The organism is Azospirillum sp. UENF 112521, assembly GCF_058780665.1.
Window position 1 is genome coordinate 609,152 of record NZ_JBSNCI010000002.1, and the last position, 13,253, is coordinate 622,404.

Genomic DNA, 13,253 nt, shown 5'->3' on the forward strand with positions numbered 1-13,253 from the left:
GGCGTCACCCACCGGGCGTCACCCGTACCGCAGCAGCCGCGTACCGTTCGCCTTCAGCCAGGCCCGCGGCCAGTCCACGCCGCTGCCGTCCGTCAGGCTGGCGCACAGCGCCCAGAAGCGCGGCGAGTGGTTCATCTCGCGCAGATGGGCCACCTCGTGGCCGACCACGTAATCCAGCACCGGCTCCGGCGTCAGGATCAGCCGCCAGGAGAAGGACAGCCGGCCGGTGGACGAGCAGCTGCCCCAGCGGCTTTTGGTGTCGCGGATCGTGACCGCCGCCACGCGGGCGCCGATGACCGCGGCCTTCAGCCGGGCACGGGTCGCCAGCTCGCGCTTGGCCTCCGCGGTCAGGAAATCGCGGATGCGGCGGGCGACATGCTCGGGCTGGCCGCCGACCAGCAGGGCACCGTCCTCAAGGCGCGTCGGGCCGCGCATGGCAGGGTCGTGGCGGATGACATGCTCGATGCCGAGATAGGGCACGCTGGCGCCGTCGGCGAAGGGCAGGGACGGCGGCATCGCCGCCAGCCGCGCCCGCAGCCAGCCGTCATGCCGGCCGACGAACTGGCGGGCATCGGTTTCCGACACGCCGACCGGCACCACCACCTGGACCAGCCCGCGTCCGGCATCGACACGCAGGGTCATGCGGGTCGCACGCGCGCTTTCCCGCAGCTCCAGCGGAATCGGCAGGCCGGATATCTCCAGCGCGCGGGGCGGCTGGGGCGGCCGGGCGGCGGATCGCTTGCGGCGACGCACAAGGGTGGGGAGGCGTTGCACCATGCCGTCTTATAGCGCGGCCACTGCCGGCTGCGGAAGCATCCTCCGCCCTTTGTCTGAATGGTGCCGCGGTCCGGTTTCGGCTTAAAGCATTAGGGCTTTTGAACGATCCCGGCCTATGGGATCGACTGAGGTCACATTTGACACGATCGATCGGGGCACAAGATAAAGCAGAGGTAACGCGGTGGTCTGTAGACCTCCCATTTGCCGCCGGTTCACATGTTCGTTTGCCTATGGTTGTTCCGTTAGCCTCGCCCCTTAGCATTGCCGAGTACATGCCATGCCCCTCATCCCTGGAAAGACTCCGACACGTGAGGATTGGCTGGACACACTGCTGTCGGCCAGCGCTTCTCCCCAGGCCCTGCTTGGCGAGGACGGGCGCGTGCTGGTGGCAAATCCGGCCTTCGCCATCCTGATCGGCCATGGGCCGGGCAGGGTGGAGGGGCTGTCGCTGGCGGAGGCCGGGCTGCCGGCCGGAACGGCCGAAGCGATCGACGGGCTGCGGCGGCGGGTGATGGCGACCGGCACGCCTGCCTCCGCCACCGGACCACTTCCCGGCTTTCCCGTCACGCCGGCATTGACGCCGGTCACGGGCGCCGATGGCCGTATCCACGCGGTGGCTCTCGTGGCCGACGCCGGGGCGGCCGCCTTGGCGCAAGCAAGGGCGGAGGCGGCGCAGGCCCGCGCCGATGCCGAGCGCGCCCGCACCGCCAAGGGCAAGTTCCTGTCGGCGGCCAGCCACGACCTGCGCCAGCCCTTCCAGGCGATGCACCTGTTCCACCATCTGTTGAGCGGCAGGCTGACCGATCCGGCCTCCATCGAGCTGGCGAACAAGCTGGAGCAGGCGATCCTCGGCGGCGAGGCGCTGCTGCGCGCCCTGCTGGAGGTCTCGGCGCTGGAGGCCGGGCTGGTCACCGCCAAGCCGCAGACCTTCCCGGTCGACGAACTGTTCGCCAAGATGCTGGAGGAGTTCGGCCCGGAGGCGGAGGCGAAGGGGCTACGCCTGAACATCCACCCGTTCGACGCCCACATCACCAGCGACCCGGCGCTGATGGAACGGCTGCTGCGGCCGATAATGGCCAACGCCCTGCGCTACACGCTGAAGGGCGGAGTCCTGCTGGCGGCACGGCGGCGCGGCGAGTTCCTGCGCATCGAGGTTTGGGACACCGGTGTCGGCATCGACCCGTCCAACCATGCCGTGATCTTTGAGGATTTCCACCAGCTCGGCAATCCGGGGCGCGACCGCAAGCAGGGTCTGGGTCTAGGTCGGATCGACAATCACCTCAGCCAAATTGAGATGCTTGCGAGGCTGAGAAAGCCATTGAAGTGTATTTTCCTGCGGTCGTAGCGAGTGGCGAATCGCCTGAAGTGCTTGAGGCGGTTGAAACATCGCTCGATGCGGTTTCGATGTCTGTAGGCTTCGGCATCATGAGGAATGATGAGCTTGCGAGAGCGGTTGGAGGGGATGACGGCTTTGGCATTCATGGCGGCAATCGTCTCCCGCAAGGCATTGCTGTCATAGGCTTTGTCGGCGAGGACAGCGGCGCCGGACTGCCCTTCCAACAAGGCTTCGGCCTGAGTGATGTCGCCGACCTGTCCGGCGGTGACAATCAAGCGCAGAGGTCGGCCGAGCGCATCGGCCAGCATGTGGATCTTGGTGGTCAATCCTCCTCGGGAACGCCCCAGCGCCTGATCCTTGGCCCCCCTTTTCCGCTCGCCGCCTGCTGATGCGCACGCACGATCGTGCTATCGATCATCAGGTACTGGTTATCCCGGTCGGCAGTCAGCGCCTCGAACACCCGCTCCCAGACCCCGGCGTGGCACCAGCGGCTGAAACGGCGGTGGACCGTCTTCCACTTGCCATATCGTTCAGGCAGATCGCACCAGTGGGCGCCGGAACGGAGAACCCACAGGCAGCCATTGACGAACAGACGATTATCGCCACCCGAGCGGCCGGGATCGCCAACCTTGCCGGGCAGCAATCCTGAAATCCGTGCCCATTGGGAATCCGTCAGTTCGTAGCGTTTGATCCCCATCGACAGCTCCGCCTCAAAATAGCGGAAACCCATGAATCACAACTCAGTCCCGATGGGAACCATGAATGTCGATTGGGCCTAGGCCTTGCCATCGTGCGGCGGCTGGGGCAGGTGCTGGGGCATCCGGTGACGGTGCGCTCCAGGCTCGGCAAGGGCTCCGTCTTCGCGGTGGAGGTGCCGCTGGCCGGCAATGACGGCGACCGCTCGGGCGACGAGTTCGGCGACAGCGAGCCGGAGCCGGCGGCCGGGCGGTCGTCCTTCGCTGCCGCTCCTGCGGTGACCGGCACGGTGCTGGTGATCGAGGACGACGCGGTGCAGCTTGAGGGGATCGGGTTGTTGCTGCGCGGCTGGGGCTATGCGGTCATCCCCGCCCGCGGCATCGACGAAGCCTGTGCCGGGCTGGGGGGCGGTGCTGCGGCGCCCGACCTCGTGCTGTCCGACCTGCGGCTGTCGGGACCGGAGACCGGCATCGACGCCATCCAGGCGGTCCGTGCCCGCTGCGGCCGGCGGGTGCCGGGCGTCATCGTCACCGGCGACACCGACCCCGACCGGCTGCGCAGCGTCGACCGCAGCGGCTTTCCCCTGGTCCACAAGCCCTGCGATCCGGCCGCCCTGCGCCGCCTGTTGAGCCGCAGCCTGATGGCCGGACGGGCGGGGGCTCCGGCACCCATCCGCCGGACGGATGCCGCCTGCCCGCGTTAGCCGTTCCGCACTTGCGCGTTTTCGCTCTGCAACATTCCATCGCCGCGATTTTCACGTCACAAAACTGTAATGCGACGCCTTGACAGACCCTCGTGTGCGTGCGCAGTGTGACGGTTAGAGCAACCAAACAGTTTCGGAAGCGATCATCACGCTGCCGGTCTTTTTCGCAATCGCACACAGCAACGTTGGCGATTGCCACCAAAACTTCACGAAAGCGTCGCGGGACGGCAACCCGTTGCCCTCATGACAACCGCGAACCATACCGGGATAGGGAGACCCACCGCATGTTGACCCGCCGCAAGCTTGCCCTCCTGACGGGCGCCGCCTCCGCTTCCGCCCTGCTGTTCGCCGCGGCATTGCCGGGTTCGGCGCTCGCGCAGCAGAAGACCGTGGTCGATTTCTGGCACGGCCTGCCGCAGCCGCTGGGCGGCCAGCTGGAGCAGATTGCCAAGGACTTCAACGACAGCCAGCAGGCGGTCCAGGTCAACGCCTCCTACAAGGGCAGCTATCCGGAGACGATGCAGGCGGCCATCGCCGCCTTCCGCGCCGGCAACGCGCCGCACATCGTGCAGATGTTCGAGGTCGGGACCGCCACCATGATGGCCGCCGGTCCGGCGGTGAAGCCGGTCTACCAGCTGATGCAGGAGACGGGCGCGTCCTTCGACGCCGACGCCTACATCCCGGCGGTGAAGGGGTATTACTCGTCCAAGGACGGGAAGATGATGGCGTTGCCGTTCAACAGCTCCAGCACCATCATGTTCTACAACAAGGACGCCTTCCAGAAGGCCGGCCTCGATCCCAACAAGCCGCCGGCGACCTGGCCGGAGATGATCGAGGCGACGAAGAAGCTGAAGGCCTCGGGCTCCACCTGTCCGTTCACCACCGCCTGGCCGGTGTGGGCGCAGTTCGAACAGCTGGGCGCCATCCACAACACGCCCTTCGCCAGCCAGGCCAACGGCTTCGGCGGCCTGAACGCCGAGCTGAAGATCGACGCCCCGCTCTACGTCAAGCATGTCCAGACGCTGATCGACATGCAGAAGGACGGCCTGTTCAAGTATGGCGGCCGCGACAACAAGCCCGACGCCCTGTTCCCGTCGGGCGAATGCGCGATGATCCACGCCTCGTCGGGCCTGCGCAGCCGCATCCTGAAGGAGGCGACCTTCGCCTGGGGTGCCGCTCCGCTGCCCTACTGGCCGGAATTTGCCAAGGACGGCCCGAAGAACAGCATCATCGGCGGCGCCGCCTTCTGGGTGATGACCTCGCCCAAGCGCACGCCGGCCGAATACAAGGCGGTGTCGCAGTTCTTCACCTATCTCGCCCGGCCCGAGGTCGATGCCAAGTGGCACATGGACACCGGCTATGTCCCGGTGACGATGAAGGGCTTCGACCTCGCCAAGGCGCAGGGCTATTACGAGAAGAATCCCGGCGCCGACGTGCCGGCCGCCCAGCTGACCCGGACGCCGACCACCGAGAACAGCATGGGCCTGCGGCTGGGCAACCTGCCGGAAATCCGCAACATCATCCAGGAAGAGCTTGAGAAGGCCTTCCAGGGCCAGCAGGACGCCAAGCAGGCCTTGGACGCCTCGATCAAGCGCGGCAACACCGTGCTGCGCAACTTCGAGCGCGCCAACAAGGGCTGAGATCGCCTGCAACACCATCCCTCTCCCGCCCGGTGGCGGGGGAGGGATGGCGCCGTTTACCATTGACGAAAGACCATCCTTTGCAGCGTCGCGTCACCTTCGACAACCGGCTGTTGCCCTACCTGCTGCTGGCGCCGCAGGTGGCCGTGACGCTGGTGTTCTTCATCTGGCCGGCCGCCAACGCGATCTGGCAGTCGGTGCATCTGCAGGACGCCTTCGGCATCCGCAGCGAATTCGTTCTGGTTCGAGAACTTCACCAATGTGCTGGGCGACCCGAACTATCTCGACACGCTGAAGGTCACGGTCGTCTTCAGCCTGGCGGTGACCGTGCTGGCGATGGGGCTGGCGCTGCTGTTGGCGGTGCTGGCCGATTCCAAGATCAAGGGTGCGCGGGCCTACAAGACGCTGCTGATCTGGCCCTATGCGCTGGCCCCGGCCGTCGCGGCGGTGCTGTGGATGTTCATCTTCAACCCCGACATCGGGTCCTTCGGCCGGGCGCTGCGGGCGCTGGGTTATGATTGGGATTACCGGCTGAACGGCGGGCAGGCGCTGACGATGGTGATCATGGCCGCCAGCTGGAAGCAGGTGTCCTACAATTTCATCTTCTTCCTGGCCGGATTGCAGGCGATCCCGCGGTCGGTGATGGAGGCGGCCAGCATCGACGGCGCCGGTCCGGTGCGGCGGTTCTGGACCATCACCTTCCCGCTGCTGTCGCCGACCACCTTCTTCCTGCTGGTGGTCGACATGGTCTACGCCTTCTTCGAAACCTTCGGCACCATCCATGCCCTGACCCAGGGCGGGCCGGGCAAGGCGACGGAGACGCTGATCTTCCGCGTCTATCAGGACGGCGTCGTCAACAACGACCTCGGCGGATCGTCGGCCCAGTCGGTAATCCTGATGGTGATCGTCATCGCGCTGACCGCGGTGCAGTTCCGCTTCGTCGAGCGCAAGGTCCACTACTCATGAAGCCGACCCGTTTCATCGATCTGCTGCCGCACATCGTCCTGATCGTCGGCGTCCTGATCTTCGCCTATCCGATCTATGTGACGCTGATCGGCTCCACCTGGGATTCCGGCACCATCGGCCGCGGCGGCCTGCCGCTGTGGCCGGGCGGGCAGGGGCTGACCAACTACGCCCAGGCCTGGGTGGGCGAGGCCGGCGACCGCGCCATGTACACGCCCGTCCGCACCATGATGCTGAACAGCCTGGTGATGGCGCTGTCCATCGCGCTGGGCAAGATCGCCATCTCAATCCTGTCGGCCTATGCGGTGGCCTTCTTCCGCTTTCCGCTGCGCATGGCCTTCTTCTGGCTGATCTTCATCACGCTGATGCTGCCGGTTGAGGTGCGGATCATCCCGACCTACAAGGTCGTCGCCGATCTGGGCCTGATCAACAGCTATGCCGGGCTCGCAATCCCGCTGATCGCCTCGGCCACCGCGACGCTGCTGTTCCGCCAGTTCTTCCTGACCATTCCGGACGAACTGCTGGAGGCGGCGAAGATCGACGGCGCCGGGCCGGTGCGCTTCTTCATCGACGTGGTGCTGCCGCTGTCGCGCACCAACATCGCCGCACTCTTCGTCATCCTCTTCATCTATGGCTGGAACCAGTATCTCTGGCCGCTCCTGGTCACCAGCAGCGGCGATATGGAGACCATCGTGACCGGCATCACCAAGATGATCGGCACCGGCGAATCGGCCAACGACTGGCACATCATCATGGCGACCACGGTGCTGGCGATGCTGCCGCCGGTGGCGGTGGTGGTGTTCATGCAGCGCTGGTTCGTCAAAGGTCTTGTGGACAGCGAAAAGTAAGCGCGGGCGAAGGGAAAGAAAAACAATGGCAACCGTTGAAATCCGCAACGTCCGCAAGTCCTACGGCCCGGTCGAAGCGATCAAGGGCATCGACATCGCGATCCAGGACGGGGAATTCCTCGTCCTGCTGGGGCCGTCGGGCTGCGGCAAGTCCACCCTGCTGCGCATGGTCGCCGGGCTGGAAGGCATCACCGGCGGCGAGATCGCCATCGGCGGGCGCGTGGTCAACCATCTGGACCCCAAGGACCGCGACATCGCGATGGTGTTCCAGAACTACGCGCTCTATCCGCACATGACGGTCTTCGACAACATGGCCTACGGCCTGAAGATCCGCGGAATTCCGAAGGCGGAAATCCGGGCGCGCGTCGACAAGGCGGCGACCATCCTCGAACTCGGCCGCTTCCTCGACCGCCGGCCGAGCCAACTGTCGGGCGGCCAGCGCCAGCGCGTCGCCATGGGGCGCGCCATCGTGCGCGAACCGGCCGCCTTCCTGTTCGACGAGCCGCTGTCTAACCTCGACGCCAAGCTGCGCACCCAGATGCGGGTGGAGATTAAGCGGCTTCAGGACCGGCTCGGCATCACCAGCCTCTACGTCACCCACGATCAGGTGGAGGCGATGACTCTGGCCGACCGCATCCTGGTGATGAACCATGGTGTCGCCGAACAGATCGGCACGCCGCTGGAGGTCTATCAGCGCCCGGCCAGCCTGTTCGTCGCCGGCTTCATCGGTTCGCCGCCGATGAATGTGCTGGACGGCCGCATCGACGACCGTGGCGAGGCGGTGCTGCTGCCCGGCGGCCAGCGCCTGGCCCTGCCGCAGCCGCGCCCGACCGACGCAGGCCGCCCGGTGAAGCTGGGCATCCGGCCGGAGCACATGGCCGTCGCCGCGGAGGGGCTCTCAGGCGGTTTCTCCATCGAGGTCGAGCTGGTCGAGGCGCTGGGCGCCGACACCGTGGTCTATGGCCGCCTGCCGGACGGCGAGAGCCTGCTGGTCCGCATGGCGGGCATCCCCACCGTGCGCGAGCGCGACCGGCTGACGGTCACCCCGCAGGACGGCGCCCTGCACCTGTTCGACGCGGTGACCGGCCGGCGGGTGGAGTGACCGGGTGCGGTCGCTCTCCGATCAGAAGTCCGAACAGCGTCCCTTGAACTCCCAGTCGCCGTAGCGGGTCGGCTCCGGCCCCTTCGGGCCGCCGATCTCGCCGGGCTTCTGTTCCGGTCCCTTGGTTTCCGTGGTGTCCGGAGTTGTCTGGTCGGACACCGCCTCGGCGGCGTCCTGCTGCGGCTTGGTCGGTTCGGTCATCATGTCCATCGCGATACTGCGGGTATCTTGAACGCGGGCGCGGCCCGGCCCCATATCTTTGCCATGTCCGGGATCGGAGCGGGTTACCCCGCTTCGGCCCATCCTGAACCGATATGGCGATCATGACCAGCTATCTGAAGACCACCATCCTCCTTGCCGGCCTGACGGCGATCTTCATGGCGGTCGGCTTCCTGCTGGGCGGCAAGACCGGCCTGATCATCGCCTTCGTCATGGCGCTGGGCATGAATTTGTTCAGCTACTGGAATTCGGGCGACATGGTGCTGTCGATGTACGGCGCCCGCGAGGTCGACGCCTATTCCGCCCCCGAATTCCATGGCATCGTCGCCCGGCTGGCGGAACGAGCCGGCCTGCCGATGCCGCGCGTCTACATCATCCAGAACGACCAGCCCAACGCCTTCGCCACCGGCCGCGATCCGGACCATGCGGCGGTCGCCGCCACCACCGGCCTGTTGCAGCGCCTGACGCCGGAGGAGATCGCCGGCGTGATGGCGCATGAGTTGGCCCATGTGAAGAACCGCGACACCCTGATCATGACGATCACCGCGACCATCGCCGGTGCGGTGTCGATGCTCGCCAACTTCGGCCTGTTCTTCGGCGGCTCCAGCAACGACGAGCGTGGCGGCAACCCGCTGGGCATGGTGGGCGCGATCCTGGCCGCCATCCTTGCTCCCATCGCCGCGACGCTGGTGCAGATGGCGATCAGCCGCACCCGCGAGTTCGAGGCCGACCGCATCGGCGCGGAGATCTGCGGCCGCCCCAACTGGCTGGCCGATGCCCTGACCAACATCCACAACAGCGCCAACCACATCCCCAATTATCAGGCGGAGGCGCATCCGGCGACCGCCCACCTGTTCATCGCCAATCCGCTCAGCGGCGCCAGCATGGCCAGCCTGTTCTCCACCCACCCCGACATGGGCGAGCGGGTGGCGCGGCTGCGCGCGATGGCCGCCCAGACTGGCGGCTTTACCGGCGGGTTCGGTGGGGGTGGCCGTGCGGCTCCGCCGCGTGACGGGCGCTCGCCCTGGGGCGCGCCGCCGCAAAGCAGCCAAGGCGGCTTCATGCCGCAGAACCGCCGCGGCCCCTGGGGCTGATCTCTCAGGCGGGCCTCTGGTAAAGCATTGCGCGCCGAAGGGGTAGGCGACTACCCTTCCGGCACGCGCTCAACCATGATGGTCGCCAGGGGATTTCTTGCATGTCCGACGCCGCGAAGTACCGCCTTGTCACCCGGTCCGATTTCGACGGGCTCGTCTGCGCCGTCCTGTTGAAGGAGCTGGGCATCCTCGACGAGATCAAGTTCGTCCATCCCAAGGACATGCAGGACGGCAAGATCGAGATCACCGACCGCGACATCACCACCAACCTGCCCTATGTCGACGGCGCCCATCTGGTGTTCGACCATCACCTGTCGGAAACCATGCGCGTCGGCGAGAAGCCCAACCACATCATCGACCCCAAGGCGCCGTCGGCCGCCCGCGTCGTCTATGACTACTATGGCGGGAAGGAGCGCTTTCCCACCATCTCCGACGAGATGATGGAAGCGGTCGATCAGGCCGACTCGGCGCAGTACCAGCGCGAGGACATCCTGAACCCGACCGGCTGGACCCTGCTGAACTTCATCATGGACGCGCGCACCGGCCTCGGCCGCTTCCGCGAGTTCCGGGTGTCGAACTACCAGCTGATGATGGATCTGATCGACTACTGCCGCAGCCACTCCATCGAGCAGATCCTGGACCTGCCCGACGTGAAGGAACGGGTGGAGCTTTACACCCAGCATGCCGAGCTGTTCGTCGATCAGCTGAAGCGCTGCGCCACCGTGCGCGGCAACGTCGTCGTACTCGACCTCCGCAAGGAGGAGACGATCTATGCCGGCAACCGCTTCATGATCTATGCGCTGTTCCCCGACACCAACGTGTCGATCCATGTCCTGTGGGGCCTGAAGCAGCAGAACACCGTGCTGGCCTGCGGCAAGTCGATCCTGGACCGCAGTTCCAAGACCGACATCGGCCCGCTGATGCTGGAGTATGGCGGCGGCGGCCATCAGGCGGCCGGCACCTGCCAGGTCGACAACGACCGGGCGGAAGAGGTACTGGAGGCGGTGGTCGCCCGCATGCGCGCGGACGGCTGAGCGTCACCGACCGGGTTTTGTGCGATTGAGCGCCTTTCTTCCTTTCTCCGACGACACTCTGTTCGATGCCGGCTGGCTGTCTGCCCTGTCCGACGAGGTGCCGAGGGCGGAGGCGCTCGACCGCGCCCGGCCGGTTGTCGCCGATGCCATCGCCCGCACCGGTGCGGCAGGGGCGGCGGCGCTGGCCGGCATCGAGGCGCTGGTGGCGGCAGCGGCGCTCGACGCCATCCCGGCCTTGCTGGCGGCGGAGACGGTGGAGTTGCCGGATGCCGCCGCGGCGAGCGAGCGCTCGATTCATGAGCTGATGAGCCGGGTCGCCTACAAGCGCCGCGAGCTGATGCCGCTGTTCCCCGAGCTGATCGAGCGGGTGGCCGCCGTCCATGCCGCCGCGATCCGGGCCTGTGGCACTGCCCGCTGGCGGCTGATGGCGGCGCGGGCGCGGATGCAGCCCGGCCGTCCGTCCAGCCCGATCCAGGGCGCCGGCACCCGCTATGTGAAGAGCGACCGCTTCGACGCCCGCGCCGCCGAGAGCCTTCCCGGCATCGACCGCACCCGCGCCGACCGCATCCTGAAGCGGCTGGGCGAGACGCCGGTTCCGGACGAGCTGGAGCTTCGCCCGCTGGACGGCGGCGGCGATCTCTGGACCATCAAGGCCGGTGGGGTCAGCCGCTTCATCCTGCGGGTCGAGCGCGACCGGCGGGGGCCGTTCTACATGGTGGAGGATGTCGGGCCGCAAGCGGCCTGACGCGTTTCCTTACGACTGCTGCCGCGACCGCATCTGTTCGCGATAGAAGATGTAGACGCCGCTGCCGACGATGACGGCGGTGCCGAGGATCGTCGACAGGCGCAGCTCCTCGCCGAACAGCATCAGCGAATAGACCGCCGCCCACACCAGCGTGGTGTAGCCGAAGGGCGCCACGGTGGCGGCCGGGGCGGCGCTGTAGGCGCGGATCAGGCAGAAATGGCTGATGCCGCCCAGCGTCCCCAGCAGGATCATCAGCGCCGCCCCCGTCAGGTCGGGCGTCACCCAGTTGAAGGGCAGGGCCAGCGTACAGGCGACCGTCCCGGCCATGCCGGTGTAGAAGATGGTGGTCGTCGGCGAATCCGCGCCCCGCAGCTTGCGGGTGGCGATCTGGTACAGCGCGTTGCTGAAGGCCGCGGCCAGCGGCAGGGCCAGCGCCCATTGGAAGGTGCCGCCCACCGGCCCGACGATGATCAGGGCGCCGGCCATCCCGACCAGCACGCCAACCCAGCGCCGCCAGCCGACCTTCTCGCCCAGCAAGGGCACCGACAGCGCCGTGATCAGGACCGGCACGGCGGCAGCGATTGCCTGCACCTCGGCGAAGGGGATGCTGCGCAAGGCCAGAACGGCGAACAGCGTGGTCGCCAGCAGCAGGCAGGAGCGGACGAGTTGCAGCGGCAGCCGGTGCGACACCATCAGATGCGGGCTGCGCCATGCGACGACCGTACCCACCAGCAGCATGTGCACGGCGAAGCGCGCCCACGCGACCTCCACCACCGGATAGCTTTTGGTCAGGACCCGGATGGTGGCGTCCTGGGTGACGAACAGCAGGGTCGTCAGCATCATCCAGAAAATACCGGCCCGGCCCGACCGCCGTTCCGCCAGGGCACGCTCGGCCAAAATTGCTTCCGCCTGCGCGCCCTCCGCCGCAGCCGGCGCACTCTCTCCCGTACTCATCGCCCCCGCTTTCCCTGCCTCGTCATACTAGTATATGGACAGGGCGCGGGCGATGGCCTGACAAGGGCGGGACATTGCCGTGTCCGGGGCGCAGGGCTGGAGCGCGAGGTTGCGGCAACTCAGATGCCGGCGACGCCCCACAGCAGCAGCGCCACCAGCCCGACCAACAGCAGGGAGGCGACGGCGGACAGAGCGAGTGCCCGCCCGATGTCGGCCGGAGTGACGCGGGCGCGGCCGTCGCCGATCCAGTTCTCGGTGATGACGACGCCGCCGTCGCGGTGCGGGCCGCCCAGCGCCAGCCCCAGCGCGCCGGCCATCGCGGCGATGGGCCAGCCCATGTTCAGCGACGGGTGCTTGCGCGCGTCGCGGCCGAGAGCGCGCAGAGCGCTGCCGGCTTTGGCGGTGCCGATGAAGGGAGCGGCCAGCGCCAGCAGCAGACCGGCCAGACGGGCGGGCAGGGCGTTCAGCGCGTCGTCCAGCGTCGCCGCGGTCGATCCGAATCGGCCATGGCGGACGCCGGGGCTGCCCAGCGCGGCGTCGGCGCCGTCCATCACGGTCCAGACGAACAGGCCCGGCACGCCGAGCAGGGCATAGCCGAAGGCCGGCGCCACCAGCTTGCGGTCGAAGGCGCGGGCGGCGGCCTCCACCGCCGCGCGGGCGATGCCATGCTCGTCCAGCCCATAGACATGGCGGCGGGTCAACGACTGGATCGCCTCCTGCCCGGCAACGACTCCGCCGCTTTCCAGCGCACGCCGCACCGCCCGGACGCGGGTCCAGGCTGCCCGGCCGCGCAGGCCGCAGAGCAGGGCCAGCAGTTCCACCATCCAGCCGCGGCCGATGGAGCCGATCCACTCCACCAGCAGCCCGGCGGCGGCGGCGATCAGCACCAGCGCCAGCACCACCAGCGCCCCGCGGAACACCTGCGCCGACTTGCCCCGTTCCGCCCGGTTCAGCCGGGCATCGGCGGCGTTGCAGAAGCGCCGCGCCAGACCCGCCGGGTCGGGCAGGATGCGATCCAGCCAGTCGCCGAACAGCGCGTCGATCCCCAGCGCCAGCAGCAGGAGCAGCAGCGGGCCGGGACCGCCGAAGGCCGAACCGAACATGGAGTCTCCGGGGCAGAGGATCAGCGGGCGTGGGGCAGG

The 13,253-nt window shown here is 67.6% G+C and carries 13 protein-coding genes and 1 pseudogene; 9 read left to right on the top strand and 5 right to left on the bottom strand.

What is annotated here, in order from left to right; all coding sequences use genetic code 11:
* Positions 1-18: 18 nt before the first annotated feature.
* The gene (locus tag ACWPN8_RS05150; RefSeq protein WP_492240083.1) at positions 19-777 is read right to left on the bottom strand and encodes a M48 family metallopeptidase; all 759 of its coding nucleotides are present in this window, start codon (positions 775-777) and stop codon (positions 19-21) included.
* Between the two features lie 277 nt (positions 778-1,054).
* Here ACWPN8_RS05150 and ACWPN8_RS05155 point away from each other — a divergent pair, with 277 nt between their 5' ends.
* A complete protein-coding gene (locus ACWPN8_RS05155) occupies positions 1,055-2,122 on the top strand; it encodes a sensor histidine kinase (RefSeq protein ID WP_492240084.1) in 1,068 nt (355 codons plus the stop codon).
* Here ACWPN8_RS05155 and ACWPN8_RS05160 read toward each other — a convergent pair.
* Positions 2,053-2,810, bottom strand: a protein-coding gene (locus ACWPN8_RS05160) for an IS5 family transposase (RefSeq protein WP_492241372.1) whose coding sequence is annotated in 2 segments (ribosomal slippage) — positions 2,053-2,486 and positions 2,486-2,810 — 759 coding nt in all. Because the reading frame shifts where the segments join, the coding sequence is not laid out codon by codon here. The genes ACWPN8_RS05155 and ACWPN8_RS05160 overlap by 70 nt on opposite strands.
* Positions 2,811-2,882: 72 nt before the next feature.
* On the opposite strand from ACWPN8_RS05160, the gene ACWPN8_RS05165 reads away from it, so the two are divergent.
* The 5 genes and pseudogenes from ACWPN8_RS05165 (at position 2,883) to ACWPN8_RS05185 (ending at position 8,065) form a co-directional block, all read left to right on the top strand.
* Positions 2,883-3,512 carry a response regulator gene (locus tag ACWPN8_RS05165; RefSeq protein WP_492240085.1) on the top strand — a complete coding sequence of 210 codons (630 nt, stop codon included), beginning with the start codon at positions 2,883-2,885 and terminating at the stop codon, positions 3,510-3,512.
* 284 nt (positions 3,513-3,796) lie between these two features.
* Positions 3,797-5,152 carry a sn-glycerol-3-phosphate ABC transporter substrate-binding protein UgpB gene (ugpB, locus tag ACWPN8_RS05170; RefSeq protein WP_492240086.1) on the top strand — a complete coding sequence of 452 codons (1,356 nt, stop codon included), beginning with the start codon at positions 3,797-3,799 and terminating at the stop codon, positions 5,150-5,152.
* Positions 5,153-5,232: 80 nt separating this feature from the next.
* Positions 5,233-6,118 (top strand): annotated as a pseudogene (gene ugpA, locus ACWPN8_RS05175) (sn-glycerol-3-phosphate ABC transporter permease UgpA).
* Positions 6,115-6,963 (top strand): sn-glycerol-3-phosphate ABC transporter permease UgpE, encoded by an 849-nt coding sequence (gene ugpE / locus ACWPN8_RS05180; protein WP_109096929.1) that lies wholly within the window; start codon positions 6,115-6,117, stop codon positions 6,961-6,963. Before ugpA ends, ugpE begins: the two are co-directional and overlap by 4 nt.
* 25 nt (positions 6,964-6,988) lie before the next feature.
* Entirely contained in the window at positions 6,989-8,065 is a 1,077-nt protein-coding gene (locus tag ACWPN8_RS05185) for a sn-glycerol-3-phosphate import ATP-binding protein UgpC (protein ID WP_492240087.1), read from the top strand.
* A gap of 21 nt (positions 8,066-8,086) precedes the next feature.
* Here ACWPN8_RS05185 and ACWPN8_RS05190 read toward each other — a convergent pair whose 3' ends face one another.
* The gene (locus ACWPN8_RS05190; protein WP_492240088.1) at positions 8,087-8,275 is read right to left on the bottom strand and encodes a DUF1674 domain-containing protein; all 189 of its coding nucleotides are present in this window, start codon (positions 8,273-8,275) and stop codon (positions 8,087-8,089) included.
* A 104-nt stretch (positions 8,276-8,379) separates the two neighbouring features.
* On the opposite strand from ACWPN8_RS05190, the gene htpX reads away from it, so the two are divergent.
* The 3 genes from htpX (at position 8,380) to ACWPN8_RS05205 (ending at position 11,157) form a co-directional block, all read left to right on the top strand.
* Positions 8,380-9,378, top strand: a complete 999-nt coding sequence (gene htpX, locus ACWPN8_RS05195) for a zinc metalloprotease HtpX (RefSeq protein ID WP_492240089.1) — start codon at positions 8,380-8,382, stop codon at positions 9,376-9,378.
* 101 nt (positions 9,379-9,479) lie between these two features.
* Entirely contained in the window at positions 9,480-10,412 is a 933-nt protein-coding gene (locus ACWPN8_RS05200) for a DHH family phosphoesterase (protein ID WP_109445303.1), read from the top strand.
* A gap of 19 nt (positions 10,413-10,431) precedes the next feature.
* Positions 10,432-11,157, top strand: a complete 726-nt coding sequence (locus ACWPN8_RS05205) for a hypothetical protein (RefSeq protein ID WP_492240090.1) — start codon at positions 10,432-10,434, stop codon at positions 11,155-11,157.
* A gap of 9 nt (positions 11,158-11,166) precedes the next feature.
* Here the strand turns inward: ACWPN8_RS05205 and ACWPN8_RS05210 are convergent, their stop codons facing one another.
* The gene (locus ACWPN8_RS05210; protein WP_492240091.1) at positions 11,167-12,111 is read right to left on the bottom strand and encodes a DMT family transporter; all 945 of its coding nucleotides are present in this window, start codon (positions 12,109-12,111) and stop codon (positions 11,167-11,169) included.
* Between the two features lie 119 nt (positions 12,112-12,230).
* Positions 12,231-13,214 carry a cobalamin biosynthesis protein gene (locus tag ACWPN8_RS05215; protein WP_492240092.1) on the bottom strand — a complete coding sequence of 328 codons (984 nt, stop codon included), beginning with the start codon at positions 13,212-13,214 and terminating at the stop codon, positions 12,231-12,233.
* Between the last annotated feature and the right edge of the window lie 39 nt (positions 13,215-13,253).

Coding starts and splice junctions, on each gene's coding strand:
- ACWPN8_RS05190 (WP_492240088.1), bottom strand. CDS start 8,275: ATGGACATGATGACCGAACCGACCAAGCCGCAGCAGGACGCCGCCGAG.
- ACWPN8_RS05215 (WP_492240092.1), bottom strand. CDS start 13,214: ATGTTCGGTTCGGCCTTCGGCGGTCCCGGCCCGCTGCTGCTCCTGCTG.
- ACWPN8_RS05155 (WP_492240084.1), top strand. CDS start 1,055: ATGCCCCTCATCCCTGGAAAGACTCCGACACGTGAGGATTGGCTGGAC.
- ACWPN8_RS05150 (WP_492240083.1), bottom strand. CDS start 777: ATGGTGCAACGCCTCCCCACCCTTGTGCGTCGCCGCAAGCGATCCGCC.
- ugpE (WP_109096929.1), top strand. CDS start 6,115: ATGAAGCCGACCCGTTTCATCGATCTGCTGCCGCACATCGTCCTGATC.
- htpX (WP_492240089.1), top strand. CDS start 8,380: ATGGCGATCATGACCAGCTATCTGAAGACCACCATCCTCCTTGCCGGC.
- ACWPN8_RS05200 (WP_109445303.1), top strand. CDS start 9,480: ATGTCCGACGCCGCGAAGTACCGCCTTGTCACCCGGTCCGATTTCGAC.
- ACWPN8_RS05185 (WP_492240087.1), top strand. CDS start 6,989: ATGGCAACCGTTGAAATCCGCAACGTCCGCAAGTCCTACGGCCCGGTC.
- ACWPN8_RS05210 (WP_492240091.1), bottom strand. CDS start 12,111: ATGAGTACGGGAGAGAGTGCGCCGGCTGCGGCGGAGGGCGCGCAGGCG.
- ugpB (WP_492240086.1), top strand. CDS start 3,797: ATGTTGACCCGCCGCAAGCTTGCCCTCCTGACGGGCGCCGCCTCCGCT.